This is a genomic window from Stygiolobus sp. CP859M (assembly GCF_037389975.1).
Lineage (GTDB): Archaea > Thermoproteota > Thermoprotei_A > Sulfolobales > Sulfolobaceae > Stygiolobus.
The window spans coordinates 240147-259354 of sequence record NZ_JBBHKS010000024.1 but is presented as its reverse complement, the minus strand read 5'-3'; the positions used below and the strand labels follow the sequence as shown (position 1 = coordinate 259354).

The window sequence follows — 19208 nt, the reverse complement described above, 5'->3', positions numbered from 1 at the left end:
TTTAGTCTCGACGAACCTAAACCGATGCCACTAGGCGATAAATGTAATTACTTATGCCCCTTCTTCAGGTGTAATAAAAAGGCTCTGAGCATACAGAAGAAGTACATAAAAGGAACACCTCAAAAAATCGGCTACTGTATGTGGGTAGGGGATGTATGTATCACTGGAGAATGTCAGTATGCGTATTGTGAGAAGAGGGCTTTACTACCTGGGAACAAGTGCGCGTTTGCGGTTAACAAGAAGAACGGGGATACTGAGGATATGGAGAAAGAGTTGAAAAGGGATGAGTACGACAATAAAGTGAAAGAGCTTCTATCTAAGAAGTATGGTCGCAAAGACCTTGACTTGTTGTAGACTTTTCATCCCAATGAGTATATAACTCGTTCTCTATCCCTAACATATCGAGGACTTTCCCTACTACAAAGTCAATTATATCTTGAATATTTTTAGGATGGTGGTAAAAACCCGGTGAAGCCGGTAAAATAATACCACCGGCTTGAGCTACTTTGAGAGCATTTTCAAGCTCAATTACCCCTAGTGGTGTTTCCCTCACCAATAGAACTAACCTACCTCTGGTTCTGAGGAAGTTTAAGGCAGTCCTAACTAAAAGGTTTGAGGCAATACCGGAAGCGATCTCGGCTAAAGTCCTTATACTGCACGGGATTATTGCCATCCCAATAGCCTTTACCGTATGACTTGAACTGGATGGCGGAGCCTCAATCTGCTCTTCTGAATAAACTGAGAATGAAAATTTCTCGATCTCTGATATAAGATCAATACCGCACTCCTTCTCAGCGACCTTTACGGCACCTTTCGTGACGATTACCTCTGAGTCAAACCCCATCTCTTTAATGGCTTTCAGAAAGCGGATAGCGTATATTGTACCGCTAGCTCCTGAAATACCTGTTATAATAAGATTTTTCTTCTTTCTCCAGTCCTCTGTTCTTGCCTCTTTAGCCATTCCCTCACCCACATGTTATAACATTGTTTGCTACAAAACACCCAAGGTTTATTATTACAACAAGTCTTTACGGTTATTGGTTCTCCGTGAATGAACTTACCGCACCAACTGCACCTTAATGCGTTAGTATGAACGTCTAATTGCATTGGCATAATTTTATCTCCTGAAAGACTATATTAAATAAGTTTGTTATAATAATAGTATTTAAGTAAATTAATAAGTAGATTAAGTGAGAGTGGGAAACAGTGCAATCTGATTCAATCCAGATCAAATCGGTCGAGGAAAGTAAGATAAGCAGATACATAATCGAGTACACTATGAAAGATTGGTTAGACCTTATACAAAATGATGTGGTAATAGTTGGAGCCGGACCGTCCGGAATGGCTGCAGCTTATTATTTGGCTAAGGCTGGTCTTAAGACGGTAGTATTCGAGAGAAAACTGAGTTTTGGTGGGGGTATAGGCGGAGGAGCGATGTTATTCCATAAAATAGTCATAGAGAGTCCTGCAGATGAGATACTAAGAGAAATGGGTATCAAGCTGATCAAGGTGGAAGAGGGGGTATACATAGTAGACACTGCTGAGTTTATGGCTAAATTAGCAGCATCGACAATTTCAGCCGGGGCAAAGATAATTCATGGGATTACCGTAGATGACGTGATATTCAGGGAGAACCCACTGAGGGTTGCAGGAGTTGCAGTAGAATGGACCGCCACGCAAATGGCGGGTCTTCACGTAGACCCGATTTTCATATCAGCAAAAGCTGTAGTTGATGCGACTGGACACGATGCAGAGGTGATCTCTGTGGCCTCACGAAAGATTCCTGAGTTAGGGATTACTATACCTGGTGAGAAGTCAGCCTACAGTGAGGTAGCTGAAAAGCTAACTGTAGAAAACACGGGTATGGTAGCCCCTGGACTATATGCTACCGGAATGGCAGTGACTGAAGTTAAAGGTCTACCCAGAATGGGTCCGATATTCGGGGTAATGGTTCTCTCTGGAAAGAAGGTCGCTGAAGATATAATAAGAGACTTGCGTAACTCTTAAAGCCTTGTTGTTATATTTTTACTCCAATGGCACAGCAGTTAAAGATTAAGGTATCGGAGAAGGCTGAAGGGGTAGTGGAAAAAGACGTTCAAAATAACGTTTTTAACAGAAGGGAGTTGACCTTAAAAATATTCCACATAGGTACTGGAACTCCTTCCAGAAAAGAAATAATATCAGCACTCTCTGCTGTCTATGGTGCAAAAGAAGACCTAATAGTGGTGAAGAGCGTGGAGACAATTTACGGGGGAGGTATCAGTTTAGTCAGAGTTAACATATACAAAAACAAGGAAGATTTGGAGAAAGTTGAGCCAAAACACTTAATAGGAAGGGATACTGGGCAAAAAGTAAAGAAAGGTGGTAAGAATGCCGCAAAGCAAGGGTAATGAAGGGACTAAGGCGATAGTAAGAACTTATTATGTGATTGAAAGAGATAAAATTAAGTTAAAGAATAAAAAATGTCCTAGATGCGGAAGCATTATGGCACATCATATGAAGCCCGTAGAGAGGTGGGCTTGTGGAAAGTGTGGTTACACTGAGTTTTTAGGTAAAGGGAGATGATCGTTTTAGGGATTGAGAGTACAGCTCACACTTTTGGAGTTGGAATAGTTCAGGAAGACCAGTCCGGAATCAGGATTTTATCTAACGTAAGGGATACTTTTGTACCGAAAGAAGGTGGAATGAAGCCCTCTGACCTCGGTAAACATCACTCTGAAGTAGCCCCTGAAATAGTTAAATTGGCATTAGATAAAGCAGGAGTGAGTATAAAGGACGTTGATTATATTGCTGTAGCTTTAGGACCAGGTATAGGACCAGCACTAAGAGTAGGGGCTACAGTAGCGAGAGCTCTAGCTCTAGCTTTCGGTAAAAAGTTAGTACCAGTAAACCACGGGATCGCACACATAGAAATAGGTAGGTTCACTACAAAAGCTGAAGACCCCCTTATATTATACCTTTCGGGAGGTAATACTATAATCACTGTGTTTGTAGACGGTAGATATAGAGTATTCGGGGAAACCCTTGATATAGCCTTGGGAAATATGATGGACGCTTTTGTTAGGGAAGTGGGTCTGGCACCTCCTTACGTAGTTAACGGAGTTCATCAGATAGATATTTGCGCGGAGAAGAGCGAAAGGTACATTAAGTTACCTTATGTTGTAAAGGGGCAGGACATGTCTTATTCTGGGTTGTTAACCGCAGCACTGAAGGCTGTGAAGGAGAATAAGTTAGAAGACGTTTGTTTCAGTTTGAGAGAGAACGCTTTTGACATGCTCTTAGAAGCTACGGAGAGAGCCATAGCGTTAACCGGAAAGAAAGAGGTATTAATAGTCGGAGGGGTAGCGGCGAGCGTTAGCTTAAGAGAGAAATTAAGGAGGCTTGAAGAAGAGTGGGGGATTACTGTGAAAATAGTACCCCCCGAGTACTCAGGGGATAATGGAGCAATGATAGCTTATACTGGATTACTCGCGGCTAAGAGTAATGTAACCGTATCAGTAGAGGAGAGTATTGTAAGGCCTAGGTGGAGAATTGACAAAGTTGATATACCATGGAGAGGTTAAAGGAAATAAAAAGAGGGGCAGAAGCTGTTATTTACGAGGGATATTTTGCCGGGATACATTCTATTTTTAAAAAGAGAATTAGAAAGAGTTATAGGCATCCCAAGTTGGACTATGAGATAAACAGTAATAGGACTAAGTTAGAAGCAAGGCTAATTTATACCTCACTTATAAATGGTGTGAACGTTCCTGCACTCCTTCTAGTAGACCCTATCGAGTTTTTAATTGTTATGGAGTATATTGAGGGTGTTACTGTAAAGGACTATCTACTGTCTTATAGTGGTAGTGAGGAAAACCTTAAACTTGTGGGTAAACAAATGGGAGAAATATTAGGAAGGCTCCATAAATTAGGTATTGCTCATGGTGATCCCACTACTAATAACATGATCCTAACTAAGGAGAACGAGATGTTCATTATAGATTTCGGACTTGCCAAAAAGACAGAGGGGGAAGAAGACCTTGCTGTAGATGTTCACGTATTTTTACGGTCACTTGAAAGTACACATAATAAATATCAAAAGGTGTTGTTTGAAGGGTTCTTGGAAGGTTACAAGAAATTCGTTGATGCTAATAAAATTTTAGAGAAGGTTAAGGAAATCAGAATGAGGGGAAGATATGTCGAAGAGAGAAGAAGGGGGAGTAAATAGTAATGATAAGATACTTTTAGTTACTTCTAACGAAAATAAGTTCAGGGAGATATTTGAGGTCGCAAAAAGTCATGGGATCAAAATAGAGTGGTTAAACATACCGAAATTCGAGATACAAGCGGATAATCTTGAGGAAATAGTGAGATACTCTGCAATTACCATATACCAAGTGGTAAGAAAACCGTTGATAGTAGAGGATAGTGGTCTGTTCATAAACGCTTTAAACGGCTTCCCTGGACCTTATACGAATTACGTGAGGAGGAAATTAGGGTTAGAGGGTATATTGAAACTTTTAAACGGCGTAGAGGATCGTTCTGCTTACTTTAAGACTGTCATGTGTTACGTTAGCGATAAAGAGATAAATCTGTTCACGGGTGTGGTTACCGGAAGGATAAGTGAGAGGATTAAAGGTGAAAAGGGTTTCGGCTTCGATCCTATATTCATTCCGGAAAACGAGGAAAGAACTTTTGCCGAAATGAGTACGGAGGAGAAGAACAAATACTCCCATAGGGCTAAAGCCTTCATGTCCTTTCTAAATTACTACCTGAGTGAAAGAAAAACTTGAACAAAGGATTACTTGTACCTTTTAGTCTCTTCAATACTTTCCTTGTTAAGTTCTTTGAAGTTCCTCTCGTAGAACGAGATTAAATAATTGTAGTCTTCTTCGGTCAAATCTGGTAAGTCCTCGACCTTAACAAACTCAAGTAACTCTCTTTCATTAGTAATATTGGGGATTACAGACGATACCCTCTTGTTATACAGTATGAACTTCAAAGCTAATTGAGAGAGCTTTATACCCTTCTTGTTTGCAAAAGGTATTAATTCTTTAGATCTCTCTATCGCCCTATTAATCCAGTTGATATCTTTAAAATGTCTGTGAAGTTTATGATCGTATTCTATCGGCCATTTATTCTCGTTAAGCGCGTCTGAGGCGTGAGGGACTCTTACAAAATGACCTATGTTATATTTTAAGAAATCTATACCTGGCATCACCTCTATGAGATTAAATATGTACTCTAAAGACTCATATCCCATTTTGATCGCATCTATTCCTTCCTCTCCCCATCCCAGTGTAGGTCCCAGAGCAACGCCTATAACTCTTACTTTTCTTTCTTTCTTTAAGCTCTGAAAGAAATTAAGTACCTTCTTATCCCTGATCACATTAGCCTTGGGATTATGCAGCATGAGTATATCCACGTAGTCGGTGTTCAACCTCTTTAAACTCTGTTCAAACGCAAATTTCAAGTACTCAATGTCGTAATTCCCTACGGGTCTCGTGTTATGGTAAAAATCAAGTCCTATTTTTGTTAAAATGACTATTCTATCTCTCTTAGTTCCTAAAACTTTACTTATTATTTTCTCACCTAGCCCTTTTCCGTAAACGTCAGCAGTGTCATAGAAATTTATGCCGACATCATATGCCTTTCGTAAAAGTTCTTCCGCTTTGTTTATATCACTTCCCCACTCGTCCGTAACGATACTCCATAAGCCTAATCCTATTTCAGACACTTCTAACGTATTATTAACGCGTCTTAGCTTCATACTAATACCCGTCTAAAAGTAGATATGATTTTTGAGAGTAAAAAAGAATAGACTACTAATGTTAGTAAAGGTACCAGAAAAAGTGTTTGATGAGGTTCTTTCTAAATTAAAATTGCGAGTTTATGAGTACAACAGTAAAATAAAGGAGTACGGAGTGTATTTAAAGCCTTATCACTTAGTCTACAAAAACGGTAAAAAATACGTTTACATAGGGAAGTATTGGTATAAACTAGAAAAGTTCGGTGGTAGGCTCAAATGGATATATCTGGGTAAAGAGAAGCCGTTTATAGGTATGCCAGACCCTCCAGAAATTCCTGATTATACAATTATTAGAGATGCTGACGGAGGATATATAATAGACAAAAAAATCTTAGATGAGCTCAAAGGAAAGTAGCGACTTTATGTCTTCAACAACCTTTTGCTTATTCTCTTCGTTTCTAATTAAAGCTAAACCGTTAACGATCGTGATAATATCTTCCGTATCCAACCTAATCAGTTCTGCTAAACCCATAACGGTAACAGGTGTGAAAGGTGAACCCATAAAGGCATTTAGAGAAGCTTTTCTAGCTTGAGCCCTAGTTATCTTTTTAAACTTAGCGAACGAGTAATAAACATCATTTGCAGTTATATCCTTACCATACGGTGACCTCGATAATATGTCTAGAACTTCTTCCTTAGAAGAGGAGTTAGCTATGTCCCTCACAGTTTCCTTGCTCATCTTACATGTATCTGGAACTTGCTCATGCATTTTATACGCGATAAGAGATGAATAGTAATCCTTGTAACCACATATTATCTCTCTGGCTTTTGAGATCCAGTCTCCTTTAAACGTATCTACAATCGCCGATAATCTACTGATAAAGAAATACTCTAAATAAGTGTTAATTACGGCAGCTGACTTATTACTGGCTTTTTCTAAGGCGAATTCCAAAGCTTCCCTCTCAATTCCGTTTAGAGAAGATAACACGTCTTCAAGGGATTGAGGCTTTATATCAGCCAGGACTTTCAAAAGATAGACACGAAAGGAAGGAGTCTTAGACAACGCAGCAGATACTATAGCTTCTATGTCATCTAACTCTACGACGTATTTATACAAATCTACGATAGACGAAGCGATTTTAGAGGATAAAGTATAATTCCTTACAGTAGATAAAATCTGTAGCGCTCTATTTTTCATATATGTCTGGAAATCCGTGATAGTTTGCGGGACTTCAGATATTATACCCTTTTCTCTCAATATGTTGGCAACTTCCTTCCAGCTACTTGACTCTAATAACTCATTTACGGTACCTGTACTTAGTATCTGGCTCTTATATACTCTTGCTAATGCGGTAGCGTACGCGAAGCTCATTTACTTATATACCTCCAATAATTTGGATACTACTAATTCCACTGCTTTATCAACGTTTTTCTCAGCTTGCTTTCTAATCTTTTCGATCTCTTTCTCCCTTTCTTCAGTATACTTCTTGGATAGTTGTTGAATTTGGGATGAATAAGTTTGATCAATTTCTTTAAAAATCTGTGATATAACTTGTTCCGCAACATCTCTAAACTGTGAGGAGAGAGAGTCCGCCATTAAAACAATTTTCTTACCGTCCTCTACAGTCTTCTTCTCCACGTCTTTCAATTGGTTTTCATACTTTATTATGAGGTTCGCGTAAGTGGCTAGTTTTGAGGACATTTCGTTTAATATTTTATTAGCCCCCTTTTATTGATTTCCTTGCCCTTATAATGAAACCAGTGTGAACTACACCTATATTTTTGGGTCTTGTCGCGTTCTCCTTCACTTGATATTCTCTAACGATTAATTCCTCAGCATGCACATCTACAAAGTCAAATTCTCTGATTTTAAGCACAGTTTTCTCTATTTGATTAACTGTAGGGACAAAGATTACTACTGAACCGGAAGGTTTAAGGATCTCGTGGACATATTCTATCGTATTCCAAGGGTCTGGCATATCGAGGAATACAGCGTCTACATCTCTTTCATCTATTCCTTGCCTTATGTCCTTGAGCTTGAAAGTTACTCTATCTAATAGTCCCATAAACGATAAGTTCCTTCTAGCTGTTTCCTGCATATCTTCTCTTATGTCATAAGTAATAACTCTACCTTTCTCTCCTACCGTATATGCTAAGGAAATCGTCAGGAAACCGGATCCAGTGCCAGCTTCAATAACAGTATCCCCTTCTTTAATCCCAGACACATAAATCATGTAAGATATATCCTTAGGGTATAGTACTTGTGAAGGTCTTCTCAACCCATTATAAGCGTCTAAAGGTGTAGGCCTAAGCAAATAAGCTTGCACACCAGTCGAGAGAGAAACGGTCGAACCATATTCCTTTCCTATTAATGTAGACAAGTCTAGGGTACCTTTATCTGAGCCGAATTTTTTTCCTTTCTCTACCTTTACTAGAAACACTCTTTTTGGGTCAACCCATATGACTACTGAATCACCTTCTTTTATTGGCATGTTAAAGTAAGAAAAGAATGTAAGGTTTTAAAAATCAGCTCTGATGTCGCATTTCATCTTTTCAAAAATACCAGCTTTCATCATATGTTCATCCGTTTTCTATCCACAATTCTTTTCTTATAAAGTCATTTAAAGCTGCTCTTATTACTTCACTTCTAGAAGTATATCTTCCGGTATTGACTAATTCATCTATTGCTTCTAAGAATTGTTCGGGTAGTTTTACAGTTATTATTCTCATAACGGTCAATTAGTATGGTTTTTGTGAGATAATTTTTAAGCATTATTCCCTTGTTTACCTGACCTTTCCCACAAATAATTAAAGTACACCTTACCGATCTCTATGAAGTACACATGAGTTGAGTACAAGCCATAAAGGATATTTTCAGAGGATTTTACTATTAACATTATGGATCTATTTGTTATAATGCCGCTACCGAACATTGATTCAGCGATTTTGAAGTTAATTATCGGAGGGATTTCTCTGGGTTTTATGAGTATTAGCTTGACGTCACTCTTATAAGCGTTAGCCTCTAGAAGCTTTATTACCTCTTCTGTTAAAAGTTCGTCGAAAGATATTGCTAGATAATATATTGACGATTGTTCTTTGAGAGTTTGCTGAAAACTCATCTGCACGCTATCAGGAGGTATTAACATTATGTTGTACAACGACGGTTGAGTAGATAGCAGTAATGAAAGCGGGGTTATAACTTCTTTCTCTATTTTCTCTACTGATTCAAGAATGTTCTTCTTTACAGTAGACCATACGTCAACCAAAGAATTAGCCGCAAACATAGCTGGCTTTTTACCTACTCTCTTAATCCATCCTCTCCCCTCTAGTCTAGACAATACTGGGTAAATTTTCGTATACGAAATCCCGATCCTATCAGAGATCTCTCTAGCTGTCATCTTACCGTTAATAAGGAGTAGGAAGTAAACCTTCAGCTCATTTCTACTTATCCCTAGCCCAGAAGCCAACTTACTAATACGGCCTATTATATCATCAATAGGTAAGTCTTGTCCCATAAAGTAACGTTTAATACTCTCAAATTACTAACTTAAATTTAGTGGGAATCCAATGGGTGGTGCGAGCAAGAAACCAATTAGCAATATAGAGAAGAGATTAAAGAAGCAACAAGAGGAAACCCAGAAGAAAGCTCAGAAGAAAACAAGCAAGACCGGTAAGGAAGTTACCTCTAAGGCTACCACAGTTGATAAGGATACTATAAATAAAGTTCAAGAGGAATTAAAGAAGGAAAAAATAATCACACCTTATGTTCTTGCAAATAAGATTAATGTCAACATAAGCGTTGCTAAGAAGATATTAGAGGAACTCGAGAGACAAGGAATGATATCACAAGTAGTGAAAAATAGGAGGACAGTAGTTTACATAACTAGCTCTTAAAACCACATGTTTTTACTAAAGAGCATAAAAGTTACTCTTCTTCTTTTTCGTGTCTGTCTTCTTGGTTTATCTTTTTCCTTTCCATAGCTTTCATTTTCTTTATGTTCTTACACAGTCCTTGTAATATCGTCTCAATGTTATTTATCTTGCCTATACGTTCCTTAGAACTCTCTTGCATTAGCACAGTAGTCTCTACATATAGTACGGTGTCTTCATCCTCAGCTTGTTTATAGATTAGAGAGTTAGTACTAGTTACAAAAGTAGGTGACGAGCCTATTATTTCACCGTTTTCGTCCTCTATTACCTCACCAACCAGTATATACGGCATGCCATTCTCTAAGGTTCTAGCTATGGCAACGTACTTAACTATATCTGGACTCCTAGCATACGCCTTTATCGACCCGATAATAGCAGACGCATTACCAAGAGCTAAAACTCTGTTAATTTCAGGAGAGAAAATATCGTCTTCAGCTAAAATCCCGTATCTTTTGTCTAAAGACATGAATACAGGCTCTTTTCCAGAGGATATCCCGAGTCTCACGTCTTTTTCGGAAATAATTACCTTCCTATACTTGCCAATTATCTCACCTTGGGGTGAGATGATAAGGGTGGTAAGAAATACCTTTGGACCTGCCTGTTCTAAAATTGGACCTGCAACTAGATGGATTTCGCCTTCGGTGGCTAAATTTATCAACGTATCCGTAATAGTACCCGGAATTTTTTCCGAGAGATTCCTTATAATACTCTTAGACTTCTTATCATTTTCATAAATTTCAAAAATGTTTCCTACTGGAAATAAAGAGGGTAAGATAACTAATTTAGCACCCCTTTCCTTCGCCTCCTTTATCAGTTTCTTTGCCTTTTCGACGTTCGCTTTTTTGCTAGCCTCTTTAAGCTTAAGGTGTAATAACCCTATAAGCATTTATTCTCACCTAATTTCATTTATCTCTCCATATATTTGTTTTAGTACATAGTCATATCTCTCTTTACCAGCTTCAATCATATCCATCAGCTGAAGTAACTTTCTTGTTCTCTCTTCTGATACAAACTTACCGTACTTTTCATTTAAATATTTATTTACGGCCTTACCTAAAGATGTAGGAATCATTTTCTTAGTTTTTTTACTTTCTATCGCATAACGCCTCTTAAGAATCGTATTAATAATCGTTGCATAAGTGCTAGGCCTTCCGATCTCTTTATTTTTCATTTCTATGACCAAATCAGCTTGAGTATATAAATTTACCTTGCTCCTCAAGAACGAACCTTCTAAAGACAAACCGAAATCACAAGGTAATGATTCACAGCCAAGATCTTTCAACCTTGAAACCAATGACTTAGATAGGCGTCTTACAGGCTGATAGATAAACTTCGTTATATTATCTATTTGTACTGGAAGGGAGTAACTCGTAACTAACTCCACATAATTCTGTTCTAGTGGTATGGGATTCCCCTCTTCATCTTTAATTTCAAACTTTACAACCTCTTTTCTAACTTTTAAGGGGACAATTTGACTAGATATGAACCTCCTGAACACAAGATCGTAAACCTTGAAATGGTTAGACGTAAGGGGTTTAGCTAACTCTAAGTCTCCATCCTCAATCATGAGTCTAAGCTGATCCACATCTAAGGGCTTAGTTGGCCTTATTCCTTCATGAGCGCCGCCTTCTCCCCAAGTCCTCGGTTTGAATACCTTTTCATAATTCTGACCTAGAACTTGCTTAAGATAGTTTTCAGCTATTGATATTCCTACGTTAGAGATTCTTGTACTATCGGTTCTGTGGTATGTTATCAGACCTAGTTCGAATAGGTCTTGTGCAATCCTCATTGTTTCTGGAGCAGATAGCCCAAAGAAATTGTTGGCATCTGAAAGTAGAGTATCAGTAGTATAGGGGGGTAAAGGTCCGAAGTCCTCAATTACCTCACTTATTTCCTTAAATGTTACTGTAACGACGTTGTTCTTTCTAACTCCTTCTTGCCTTTGGACATAGAAAGTTATATCCTCGAGCCCTCTTATTCTTCCGTAATAGACCCTGGTTTTAGTCTTGTTATACTCATCGTATTTAGTTACTATCCAGTTAAGTACTGGTGTCTGAACTCTGCCAGCACTTAAGTTTCTGTTCTCTGAACAATCTGTACTTTGATTATAGTACTTGCTTCTAGCTCTTTCTTTTTCTTCTGTACAATATTTCGGCCAGAACTCAGTTTGAACCTTTTGAGAAAGTTTAAATCCTATCCATCTGTCTTCTATTCTCCTTACTATTTGAGACTCCACGAGGTTCACGTTAAATTCTCTAGGGCTAGATATAGCTTGAATAATAGCCCTTCTTGTAACTTCATGGAATTCAGCTCTCCTAATATTATTGTTATAAGGTCTCAACGCTAAGTACAAATCCCAAGCTATTTTCTCTCCCTCTGTGTCAGGATCAGTTCCTATTAATATTTCGTCAACTTCTAAAGATAGTTTTCTTAGATTTTCTACTGTATATGTCTTATCCGTAATGATATCAGTAGTCCCGCATTTAGGACACTTACCACCTTTATCATAATCAGTGAATTGATGACCGTTTTTACACCTTTTAATTGTGTTATAGTAAGGTAGAAATAGCGCTGAACCATCTTCACTTATTTTGACATCTACTCCATAAATTCCTATGTCGTCAGTTGTGAGATCGTAAACATGTCCGCCGGACGCGGTTACCATTAGAACCTTATCCTCTAGAACTGTTTCGTAAACCCTAAGATTTCCTACTTGCCTAGTACTGGGTCTTGAAAAGAAATTAGATATGGTTTTAGCCTTATTCGGCGATTCCACAATTAATAGTACTGTTTTAACCTTACCGAGTAAGGGAGTAATACCTCCTTCTTTCTTGATCTTGAGTATCTTCTCTCTTTCTTCATTAATACCATTAATGATCTCAGACAGTTCTACATTTCCTATCTTCCATGAATTTAAGTCAAGTTCCTTCCAGTTTATTTCATCTAGTATTAAGGAAATCTTTCTATTAAATATTTCAAATAAGTTTCTATCGTCTACTAGTAGTATTGAAAGGCCAGTTGTCAGATCTCCACCGTAAATTCTAGATGTTCTCCCGCTAGCTTGTATATAAGTCAAGTAATCTGGAATTAATATATTTCCGTTCGAGATTACAAAATCTCCCGTTTCACTTATTTTCTTAAGAATATCCTCGTTCTGGAGATAAGAGTTAACAATCCCATAAGCCTTTATTAGTGTGTCATCCTCTAGTTTTCCCTCTCTGGCTTGTTGACTTAACAATGCGAGAGCTGCTGGAGATAATCTCCTGATCTTTCCTCTAACGCGACCAGCTAGTCTAATGATCTCCTGATCCTTAGTAATGAGAGCAATTATACTTAGAATTCTACTTAAAGTAACTAGATTTACAGTCTCTCCTATTCTGAACTTAAATTTCGGAATTCCTACGAATATTGCATATTTAATTCTCCACGGTAAATCAATTCCCCTTACTAGGATACCATAATGAGTTGCTGAGCCTATAAGGATATCAATCTTACCTTCAGCAAATTCCTCTATTTTAGAAGTGCTGGATGAAGCAACCGCTGCTATGCTAAAATCTTTTGAAAGACTTTCCTCTAAAAACTTAGCATATTCTTGACCCTTATCAACTGGGACGAATATAAGACCACCACTGCCGAGCCTCGATAATAACTCTTTTAACAATCTTATAACTTCATTATCGTTAGTGGGTAATTCAGTATAAGCATCGATTATTTTTCGCAAATATATTACTGAGCTTCCAGGCTTAAAACCCATAAGTAGGGAGAAAACGGGGTTACCCTTAGTTAGTGTTGCTGAAGAGAAAACCACAGTTTTGTTTCCTACAATTCCTTTCCTGATTTTTTCTACCTCAGAGAACAGAATGTCTGTATCCTTAACTTTCATCAGTTCCCTGACTTTGTCCATTGCATCTTGCGAAAATCCCACAAGACGTAAAACCGCTTGTGCACTTTTACTAGATTTCAGTGCAGTATCAACGTCATCTACAAATAGAAAGTCGTATTTTAGATTAGATAAACTATCTATATGATCTATCACAAAACGATTAGTTGAGATGAAAATGTCGAACTCATTCGAATACAAACTCTTATTAAGCTCTTGCCTTTGTGACTCTGTAAGACCTGAGTGATAATATATTATTTTTGCTTCTATACCAGAATTAGAGGAAAAAGTCGACAGTTTATCAAGTGCTTGTTTAACTAGACTCTTGGTTGGAAATATTATTATGGATTTCTTCTTTTTATTTGCATAATATAATGAAGCGACTAGACCGAAGGTAGTCTTTCCTAAACCTGGTGGAGCTATAATTGCGAAACTGTCATTTCGTAAGAGCCTTATGATCCAACTCTTCTGGGGACCATAAGGGGGATAACCTATGGCCGTTCTGAATATTTCACTAAACACATTAAATTCGGACAGAATCTCACTTTCCTTTGAAAGCTTGCTCAAAGTACCAGCACTTTTCAGAGCTTTTATCAAGTCGTTTAGGCTGTGAAATTCAGCCTCATCATCAGAAAAACACCTAGTACATACTGAACCTTTACTCAGTCTGGAAGATGAAATAGCTCCTCCACAATTCGGGCAACTCGACTTATATATAGATGGGGGAATCTCCCTCAAGTTTATACTCATTATTCACTAAATTAGTTAGATATTTAAATATCTACTACTTAGTGCCTTAAAGGCACAGATAGCTTATTTAATAACGAAAATATGATCACATCACAATATGAGCCAAAGTTTGAAGTTTAAAGTAAGCGAAGCGAGACAGAGAGACGTAGGAAAGAAGATCGCTAGGTTATCAGAAAGGGCTATGGCAAAGTTAGGAGTCCAGTTCGGTGATTACATTGAAGTGTCAGGCCCTAACGCTACTACCGTAATGCAAGCTTTTCCAGCATCTGATGATATTGACGATGACGAAATCAGGATCGACGGATATGTCAGAAAGAATATTGGTGTGGGGATTGGGGATGAAGTTATAGTAAGAAAGGCTAATGTAACACCTGCAAATAAAGTAGTTTTAGCACCAACCCAACCCATACGTTTCGACTATAGTTTTGTAGAGTATGTTAAGGATCAATTAACAGACAAACCGGTAACTAAAGGTGATATAATTCCTATCCCTGTTTACACTGGAATCGTAGAGTTGGTAGTAATAAATACGCAACCATCAAATTATGTGCACATAACTCCTGACACGAATGTAGAAATTAAGGAAGAACCGGTGAAAGAAGGGAGTATAAGTTATCCTAGAGTAACTTGGGAAGATATAGGAGATTTAGAAGAAGCTAAGCAGAAGATAAGGGAAATTGCCGAGTGGCCTATGAGACATCCTGAGCTATTCCAGAGGTTAGGTATTGAACCACCTAAAGGAATTCTTCTTTACGGTCCTCCAGGTGTAGGAAAAACTTTACTAGCAAGGGCATTAGCCAACGAGATCGGAGCTTACTTTATTACTATTAACGGGCCTGAAATTATGAGTAAGTTCTATGGCGAGAGCGAACAAAGATTAAGAGAAATATTCCAAGAGGCTGAGAAAAACGCACCTGCGATTATATTCATTGATGAAATAGACGCAATAGCACCTAAAAGAGAAGAAGTGACCGGAGAAGTAGAAAAGAGAGTAGTAGCACAACTTCTGACATTAATGGACGGAATAAAGGGTAGAGGAAAAGTAATAGTCATTGGAGCTACTAACAGACCAGACGACATTGACCCAGCTCTTAGAAGGCCTGGGAGATTCGATAGAGAGATTGAAATAAGACCACCTGATACCAAGGGAAGAAAGGAGATATTACAAGTACACACCAGAAATATGCCTTTAGGAGAAGATGTAGACCTTGATAAGTTAGCTGAAATGACGTACGGATATACTGGAGCTGATCTAGCAGCATTAGCTAAGGAGGCAGCTATATCAGCTTTGAGAAGATTTATACAAGAGAAGAAACTAAACTTAGAACAGCAAACTATTCCTGCTGATATATTAAAGGAATTGAAAGTGACAATGCAAGACTTCTTAGATGCAATGAAAAGTATACAGCCTTCATTATTACGTGAGGTTTACGTAGAAGTTCCGAAGGTCAGATGGTCAGATATAGGTGGGTTAGACGATGTCAAACAACAGCTCCGCGAAGCTGCCGAGTGGCCTCTAAGGTTCCCAGAGTTATTTACAAAGAGCGGTATAACTCCGCCTAAGGGTATTCTTTTATTTGGCCCACCTGGGACTGGTAAAACAATGCTGGCAAAAGCAGTAGCAACAGAAAGCGGAGCAAACTTCATAGCAGTAAGAGGACCAGAAGTACTATCAAAATGGGTAGGAGAAAGCGAAAAAGCAATAAGAGAAATATTCAGAAAAGCAAGACAAGCAGCACCAACAGTAATATTCTTCGACGAAATAGACGCAATAGCACCAATGAGAGGATTTGCTCACGACAGTGGTGTTACTGAAAGAATAGTCAATCAGCTATTAGCTGAAATGGACGGTATCGTACCACTCAATAAGGTTGTTGTTATTGCTGCTACTAATAGGCCTGATATCTTAGACCCTGCATTACTCAGACCAGGTAGATTCGACAGACTAATCTACGTACCACCACCAGACAAAAAAGCAAGACTAGAAATACTAAAAGTACACACAAAGAACGTCCCACTAGCCGAAGACGTAACATTAGAGGAGATAGCCGAAAAAACGGAAGGATATACTGGAGCAGACTTAGAGGCTTTAGTAAGAGAAGCTACTATTAACGCCATGAGGCAAGCTTATAGAGATTGTGACCAACAAGTTAGAAATTCTTGCCAAGGTAAAGATAATAGTGAAGAATGTTACTTAAAGAATATGAGAGAATGTATGAATAATAAAGCACAAGTTAAAGTAACTAAATCAGATTTCATGAAGGCACTTGAGATAGTGAGAGCTAGTGTAACCCAAGCTGATATACAAAGATATGAGAGAATGGCTAAGGAATTGAAGAGGTCGATAGCATGAAACACTACAAGATTCTTCTTTTCATTGCCGACGGATTAGGTGACAGACCAGTAAGTAAGTTAAATTATAAGACACCTTTAGAAGCTGTAGACAAACCTACTGTGAGGGAGTTGCTTAAATCTTCACTGGTCGGTCTGATGGATCCTATTTCACCGGGTGTAGTTGCAGGAAGTGACACTTCCCACCTTTCTATATTTGGCCTAGATCCAAAAAAGTTCTACAAAGGAAGAGGAGCATTTGAAGCTATAGGGGCTGGGGCTAGGTTAAAAGGAGGAGATGTAGCTTTTAGGGGTAATTTTGCAACAGTAGACAATGAGTTCGTAGTTAAGGATAGGAGGGCTGGTAGAAAGATAGAAGAGGCTGAAGACCTCGTAAGAGAGCTCAACGAGAAAATAAAAGAGATCGATGGAGTTGAAGTGAAGTTCTTCCACGGTACAGAACATAGAGTAGCTGTAGTATTGAGAGGTAAAGGTCTGAGCGATAAAATATCCGACACAGACCCCCATGAAGTCGGTAAAAAAGTTCTTGATAGCAGCCCACTAACAAATAGTGATGCAGCAAAAAGGACAGCCGAGATAGTAAATAAACTTACGAAGAGGATTTACGAAGTCCTTTCACAATCTGAGTATAACAAGAAGAGAATAGAAAAGGGAGAACTACCGGCTAATATTATCTTACTAAGAGGAGCTTCGGAGTACGAAGAATTACCCGCGTTCGAAAGCTACACTAAGCTGAAGGCTGCAGCAGTTTCTGCAACTGCGTTAATTAAGGGAATATGCGAGCAGTTAGGAATGAAAGTAGTGACCCCAGTTGGAGCCACCGGAGGATTGGACACCAATTACATCGGTAAGGCAGAGGAGGCTGCGAAATTGCTGAACGACTACGACTTCGTCTTTTTGCACTTAAAGGCTACGGATGCAGCTTCTCATGACGGAAATGTGGAAGGTAAAAAATATGCTATAGAGATGATTGACAAAATGATCGGAAAGATTCTTGATAGATTTGGAAGTGAGATAGTAATTGCAATAACTGGAGATCATGCCACACCAGTAGAAGTTAGAGAACACACGGGGGATCCAGTACCGTTTATGCTCTACATACCATATAGTAATTTAGTCTTCGATGACGTTAAGGACTTCAATGAAAGAGAAGCTCGAAAGGGAACTCTAAGAATAAGGGGGCTTGATGTAATGAACTTATTACTTAACTACTCTTATAGAGCAGAAAAATACGGTGCGTAAAGAAACAAAGATGAAGAAGCTCGAAAGGGCTGACAAATGATGAGCCCGCGCAGGTCGGATGTTTTTATTCACACTTAACTATCCTAAACTTGGTGAAGATTTCCATTACTCTTCTTCTTATTAGATCGTCTATTATTAGGACAACGGCTCCTGCATACGGTTGACCATAAAGTATAATATCTCCGTCTTTTCCGTAAATTACTATTGGAATTACTAATAAATCCTCTTCACCCTCCACATACACGACCTTACTAGTACCCGAGTCAATCTCAAGCAGTTCTTTAATTTTCGAAATTGCTGATAACCTTATCAGCCCGGCTTCGTTTTTTACCCTTTCCATGACTGTCCTCTTTTCAATATTAAACTTACGCCTAGTTTTTCCGTCTACTAATGACAGAAAAGGAGTTAAGTTAAGGTCTAATACAGTCTTAGTTACAACATCACCAACTGTTATTATTCTCGAGTTTCTCCTAGATTTAAGAAAGTGGAGAAGTTCGGCATTGTTTGTGAAAAGAATACCGTACGGTTTTGCCAATTGGTTTCTTAGTTCTTGAGGTAAAATAAAACAATAATCTACTTGACTGTAATCGCGTATCTCCACGGTGTCGATGCCCCAAAGACCTTTGCTACTTCAGAATCTTGGCTTATTATAATAACCATCCCGCTCCAATCCTCACTGAAAGACGTTGAGTTACAGATAGGGCATGTAGCTGTCTCCAAGGGTACTAATGCTCTACAATTTTTACAAGCCTTGAATATCTTCTTTTCTGGCATCACTTACTCGCCTTTGAGAGTTCTTGGTTTATCCACTCTAATTTACCTAAGAATGGTTGCTTCATTGTTAGAGCTATCCTTGGCATTCTAGAACCTCCTACTGATATACTAATTATCCGTGCTCTCACTCTATCTCCCTTCTGAATGACCTTCTTAGACCTCTCTCCTATAAGAATACCTCTATTTTGATCAAATTTCAGGTTATCGTCAGTTATTTGTGATATATGAACTAGACCGTCAACCGGACCTATATTGACGTATATACCATAGTTATCTACTTGATTCACCTCACCTTCAACTATTTCATGCATCATTGGTGCATAAACTAACATATTAAACTCTACCTCATGGTAAGTTGCGCCGTCTCCGAAGATTATATATCCTTCCTCGTTTGCTTTAGCATCAAACACGCCAAGTACAAGTCCAATATCCTTTAATACTTTTTCTTGGTATTCTTGTCTCAGAATTTGTAACGCGACATCATCGATAGGCTGACCGAAGTAGTCTGGAGGTATTCTAACGATACCCTTGGCCTTAATGAGTTTAAACATA

24 protein-coding genes are annotated in these 19208 nt (G+C 38.4%); 11 read left to right on the top strand and 13 right to left on the bottom strand.

Going from position 1 to position 19208, the window contains the following annotated elements; all coding sequences use genetic code 11:
- Nucleotides 1-24: 24 nt before the first annotated feature.
- Complete coding sequence (locus WIW72_RS12975) at nucleotides 25-354, top strand: hypothetical protein (RefSeq protein ID WP_337700785.1); 330 nt, start codon at nucleotides 25-27, stop codon at nucleotides 352-354.
- Here WIW72_RS12975 and WIW72_RS12970 read toward each other — a convergent pair.
- Both WIW72_RS12970 and WIW72_RS12965 read right to left on the bottom strand, forming a co-directional pair.
- A complete protein-coding gene (locus WIW72_RS12970; RefSeq protein ID WP_337700577.1) occupies nucleotides 317-961 on the bottom strand; it encodes a UbiX family flavin prenyltransferase in 645 nt (214 codons plus the stop codon). The genes WIW72_RS12975 and WIW72_RS12970 overlap by 38 nt on opposite strands.
- The gene (locus WIW72_RS12965) at nucleotides 907-1113 is read right to left on the bottom strand and encodes a TRASH domain-containing protein (RefSeq protein WP_337700579.1); all 207 of its coding nucleotides are present in this window, start codon (nucleotides 1111-1113) and stop codon (nucleotides 907-909) included. The genes WIW72_RS12970 and WIW72_RS12965 overlap by 55 nt, the downstream gene beginning before the upstream one ends.
- A 93-nt stretch (nucleotides 1114-1206) precedes the next feature.
- On the opposite strand from WIW72_RS12965, the gene WIW72_RS12960 reads away from it, so the two are divergent.
- The 6 genes from WIW72_RS12960 to WIW72_RS12935 are packed head-to-tail and all read left to right on the top strand — an operon-like array spanning nucleotide 1207 to nucleotide 4772.
- Nucleotides 1207-2007 carry a sulfide-dependent adenosine diphosphate thiazole synthase gene (locus WIW72_RS12960; protein WP_337700581.1) on the top strand — a complete coding sequence of 267 codons (801 nt, stop codon included), beginning with the start codon at nucleotides 1207-1209 and terminating at the stop codon, nucleotides 2005-2007.
- A 26-nt stretch (nucleotides 2008-2033) separates the two neighbouring features.
- Nucleotides 2034-2390, top strand: a complete 357-nt coding sequence (locus tag WIW72_RS12955) for a 30S ribosomal protein S24e (RefSeq protein WP_337700583.1) — start codon at nucleotides 2034-2036, stop codon at nucleotides 2388-2390.
- Nucleotides 2371-2565: a 30S ribosomal protein S27ae gene (locus WIW72_RS12950; RefSeq protein WP_337700585.1), complete on the top strand. Its 195-nt coding sequence runs from the start codon at nucleotides 2371-2373 to the stop codon at nucleotides 2563-2565. Before WIW72_RS12955 ends, WIW72_RS12950 begins: the two co-directional genes overlap by 20 nt.
- The gene (kae1, locus tag WIW72_RS12945; RefSeq protein ID WP_337700587.1) at nucleotides 2562-3563 is read left to right on the top strand and encodes a KEOPS complex N(6)-L-threonylcarbamoyladenine synthase Kae1; all 1002 of its coding nucleotides are present in this window, start codon (nucleotides 2562-2564) and stop codon (nucleotides 3561-3563) included. The genes WIW72_RS12950 and kae1 overlap by 4 nt, the downstream gene beginning before the upstream one ends.
- Nucleotides 3551-4207, top strand: a complete 657-nt coding sequence (locus tag WIW72_RS12940) for a Kae1-associated kinase Bud32 (protein WP_337700589.1) — start codon at nucleotides 3551-3553, stop codon at nucleotides 4205-4207. Before kae1 ends, WIW72_RS12940 begins: the two co-directional genes overlap by 13 nt.
- Nucleotides 4176-4772, top strand: a complete 597-nt coding sequence (locus WIW72_RS12935) for an XTP/dITP diphosphatase (RefSeq protein ID WP_337700591.1) — start codon at nucleotides 4176-4178, stop codon at nucleotides 4770-4772. The genes WIW72_RS12940 and WIW72_RS12935 overlap by 32 nt, the downstream gene beginning before the upstream one ends.
- Nucleotides 4773-4780: 8 nt before the next feature.
- On the opposite strand, the gene WIW72_RS12930 is transcribed toward WIW72_RS12935, so the two are convergent.
- Complete coding sequence (locus WIW72_RS12930) at nucleotides 4781-5749, bottom strand: aldo/keto reductase (protein WP_337700593.1); 969 nt, start codon at nucleotides 5747-5749, stop codon at nucleotides 4781-4783.
- 58 nt (nucleotides 5750-5807) lie between these two features.
- On the opposite strand from WIW72_RS12930, the gene WIW72_RS12925 reads away from it, so the two are divergent.
- A complete protein-coding gene (locus tag WIW72_RS12925) occupies nucleotides 5808-6143 on the top strand; it encodes a hypothetical protein (protein WP_337700595.1) in 336 nt (111 codons plus the stop codon).
- Here WIW72_RS12925 and WIW72_RS12920 read toward each other — a convergent pair.
- The 5 genes from WIW72_RS12920 to WIW72_RS12900 all read right to left on the bottom strand — a co-directional run bounded on the left by WIW72_RS12920 (nucleotide 6120) and on the right by WIW72_RS12900 (nucleotide 9243).
- The gene (locus WIW72_RS12920) at nucleotides 6120-7100 is read right to left on the bottom strand and encodes a V0D/AC39 family V-type ATPase subunit (RefSeq protein WP_337700598.1); all 981 of its coding nucleotides are present in this window, start codon (nucleotides 7098-7100) and stop codon (nucleotides 6120-6122) included. The two genes, WIW72_RS12925 and WIW72_RS12920, sit on opposite strands and share 24 nt — an antisense overlap.
- A complete protein-coding gene (locus WIW72_RS12915; protein WP_337700601.1) occupies nucleotides 7101-7430 on the bottom strand; it encodes a hypothetical protein in 330 nt (109 codons plus the stop codon). It abuts the gene before it with no gap.
- Nucleotides 7431-7446: 16 nt separating this feature from the next.
- Nucleotides 7447-8220, bottom strand: a complete 774-nt coding sequence (locus WIW72_RS12910) for a tRNA (adenine-N1)-methyltransferase (protein ID WP_337700603.1) — start codon at nucleotides 8218-8220, stop codon at nucleotides 7447-7449.
- Nucleotides 8221-8308: 88 nt separating this feature from the next.
- Nucleotides 8309-8458: a ribbon-helix-helix domain-containing protein gene (locus tag WIW72_RS12905; protein ID WP_156007926.1), complete on the bottom strand. Its 150-nt coding sequence runs from the start codon at nucleotides 8456-8458 to the stop codon at nucleotides 8309-8311.
- Between the two features lie 35 nt (nucleotides 8459-8493).
- Nucleotides 8494-9243 carry a TrmB family transcriptional regulator gene (locus WIW72_RS12900; protein ID WP_337700604.1) on the bottom strand — a complete coding sequence of 250 codons (750 nt, stop codon included), beginning with the start codon at nucleotides 9241-9243 and terminating at the stop codon, nucleotides 8494-8496.
- Nucleotides 9244-9295: 52 nt separating this feature from the next.
- Between WIW72_RS12900 and WIW72_RS12895 the strand changes: the two genes are divergently transcribed.
- Complete coding sequence (locus WIW72_RS12895) at nucleotides 9296-9622, top strand: 30S ribosomal protein S25e (RefSeq protein WP_337700605.1); 327 nt, start codon at nucleotides 9296-9298, stop codon at nucleotides 9620-9622.
- A gap of 31 nt (nucleotides 9623-9653) precedes the next feature.
- Here WIW72_RS12895 and WIW72_RS12890 read toward each other — a convergent pair whose 3' ends face one another.
- Together WIW72_RS12890 and rgy are read right to left on the bottom strand one after the other, a co-directional pair.
- On the bottom strand, nucleotides 9654-10544 hold the full coding sequence (locus WIW72_RS12890; protein WP_337700606.1) for a carbon-nitrogen hydrolase family protein: 891 nt from the start codon (nucleotides 10542-10544) through the stop codon (nucleotides 9654-9656).
- Between the two features lie 6 nt (nucleotides 10545-10550).
- On the bottom strand, nucleotides 10551-14288 hold the full coding sequence (gene rgy / locus WIW72_RS12885; protein WP_443295068.1) for a reverse gyrase: 3738 nt from the start codon (nucleotides 14286-14288) through the stop codon (nucleotides 10551-10553).
- A gap of 97 nt (nucleotides 14289-14385) precedes the next feature.
- On the opposite strand from rgy, the gene WIW72_RS12880 reads away from it, so the two are divergent.
- Together WIW72_RS12880 and WIW72_RS12875 are read left to right on the top strand one after the other, a co-directional pair.
- Entirely contained in the window at nucleotides 14386-16641 is a 2256-nt protein-coding gene (locus WIW72_RS12880) for a CDC48 family AAA ATPase (RefSeq protein WP_337700608.1), read from the top strand.
- Complete coding sequence (locus WIW72_RS12875) at nucleotides 16638-17882, top strand: 2,3-bisphosphoglycerate-independent phosphoglycerate mutase (RefSeq protein ID WP_337700610.1); 1245 nt, start codon at nucleotides 16638-16640, stop codon at nucleotides 17880-17882. The genes WIW72_RS12880 and WIW72_RS12875 overlap by 4 nt, the downstream gene beginning before the upstream one ends.
- Before the next feature lie 64 nt (nucleotides 17883-17946).
- Here WIW72_RS12875 and WIW72_RS12870 read toward each other — a convergent pair whose 3' ends face one another.
- The 3 genes from WIW72_RS12870 to WIW72_RS12860 are packed head-to-tail and all read right to left on the bottom strand — an operon-like array spanning nucleotide 17947 to nucleotide 19207.
- Nucleotides 17947-18444 (bottom strand): GTP-dependent dephospho-CoA kinase family protein, encoded by a 498-nt coding sequence (locus WIW72_RS12870; RefSeq protein ID WP_337721494.1) that lies wholly within the window; start codon nucleotides 18442-18444, stop codon nucleotides 17947-17949.
- An 11-nt stretch (nucleotides 18445-18455) separates the two neighbouring features.
- Nucleotides 18456-18656: a transcription elongation factor subunit Spt4 gene (spt4, locus tag WIW72_RS12865; protein ID WP_156005208.1), complete on the bottom strand. Its 201-nt coding sequence runs from the start codon at nucleotides 18654-18656 to the stop codon at nucleotides 18456-18458.
- Nucleotides 18656-19207, bottom strand: a complete 552-nt coding sequence (locus WIW72_RS12860; protein ID WP_337700614.1) for a DNA-directed RNA polymerase — start codon at nucleotides 19205-19207, stop codon at nucleotides 18656-18658. The genes spt4 and WIW72_RS12860 overlap by 1 nt, the downstream gene beginning before the upstream one ends.
- Between the last annotated feature and the right edge of the window lies 1 nt (nucleotide 19208).

Coding starts and splice junctions, on each gene's coding strand:
- WIW72_RS12975 (WP_337700785.1), top strand. CDS start 25: ATGCCACTAGGCGATAAATGTAATTACTTATGCCCCTTCTTCAGGTGT.
- WIW72_RS12970 (WP_337700577.1), bottom strand. CDS start 961: ATGGCTAAAGAGGCAAGAACAGAGGACTGGAGAAAGAAGAAAAATCTT.
- WIW72_RS12965 (WP_337700579.1), bottom strand. CDS start 1,113: ATGCCAATGCAATTAGACGTTCATACTAACGCATTAAGGTGCAGTTGG.
- WIW72_RS12955 (WP_337700583.1), top strand. CDS start 2,034: ATGGCACAGCAGTTAAAGATTAAGGTATCGGAGAAGGCTGAAGGGGTA.
- WIW72_RS12950 (WP_337700585.1), top strand. CDS start 2,371: ATGCCGCAAAGCAAGGGTAATGAAGGGACTAAGGCGATAGTAAGAACT.
- kae1 (WP_337700587.1), top strand. CDS start 2,562: ATGATCGTTTTAGGGATTGAGAGTACAGCTCACACTTTTGGAGTTGGA.
- WIW72_RS12940 (WP_337700589.1), top strand. CDS start 3,551: ATGGAGAGGTTAAAGGAAATAAAAAGAGGGGCAGAAGCTGTTATTTAC.
- WIW72_RS12935 (WP_337700591.1), top strand. CDS start 4,176: ATGTCGAAGAGAGAAGAAGGGGGAGTAAATAGTAATGATAAGATACTT.
- WIW72_RS12930 (WP_337700593.1), bottom strand. CDS start 5,749: ATGAAGCTAAGACGCGTTAATAATACGTTAGAAGTGTCTGAAATAGGA.
- WIW72_RS12925 (WP_337700595.1), top strand. CDS start 5,808: ATGTTAGTAAAGGTACCAGAAAAAGTGTTTGATGAGGTTCTTTCTAAA.
- WIW72_RS12920 (WP_337700598.1), bottom strand. CDS start 7,100: ATGAGCTTCGCGTACGCTACCGCATTAGCAAGAGTATATAAGAGCCAG.
- WIW72_RS12915 (WP_337700601.1), bottom strand. CDS start 7,430: ATGTCCTCAAAACTAGCCACTTACGCGAACCTCATAATAAAGTATGAA.
- WIW72_RS12910 (WP_337700603.1), bottom strand. CDS start 8,220: ATGCCAATAAAAGAAGGTGATTCAGTAGTCATATGGGTTGACCCAAAA.
- WIW72_RS12905 (WP_156007926.1), bottom strand. CDS start 8,458: ATGAGAATAATAACTGTAAAACTACCCGAACAATTCTTAGAAGCAATA.
- WIW72_RS12900 (WP_337700604.1), bottom strand. CDS start 9,243: ATGGGACAAGACTTACCTATTGATGATATAATAGGCCGTATTAGTAAG.
- WIW72_RS12895 (WP_337700605.1), top strand. CDS start 9,296: ATGGGTGGTGCGAGCAAGAAACCAATTAGCAATATAGAGAAGAGATTA.
- WIW72_RS12890 (WP_337700606.1), bottom strand. CDS start 10,544: ATGCTTATAGGGTTATTACACCTTAAGCTTAAAGAGGCTAGCAAAAAA.
- rgy (WP_443295068.1), bottom strand. CDS start 14,288: ATGAGTATAAACTTGAGGGAGATTCCCCCATCTATATATAAGTCGAGT.
- WIW72_RS12880 (WP_337700608.1), top strand. CDS start 14,386: ATGAGCCAAAGTTTGAAGTTTAAAGTAAGCGAAGCGAGACAGAGAGAC.
- WIW72_RS12875 (WP_337700610.1), top strand. CDS start 16,638: ATGAAACACTACAAGATTCTTCTTTTCATTGCCGACGGATTAGGTGAC.
- spt4 (WP_156005208.1), bottom strand. CDS start 18,656: ATGCCAGAAAAGAAGATATTCAAGGCTTGTAAAAATTGTAGAGCATTA.
- WIW72_RS12860 (WP_337700614.1), bottom strand. CDS start 19,207: ATGTTTAAACTCATTAAGGCCAAGGGTATCGTTAGAATACCTCCAGAC.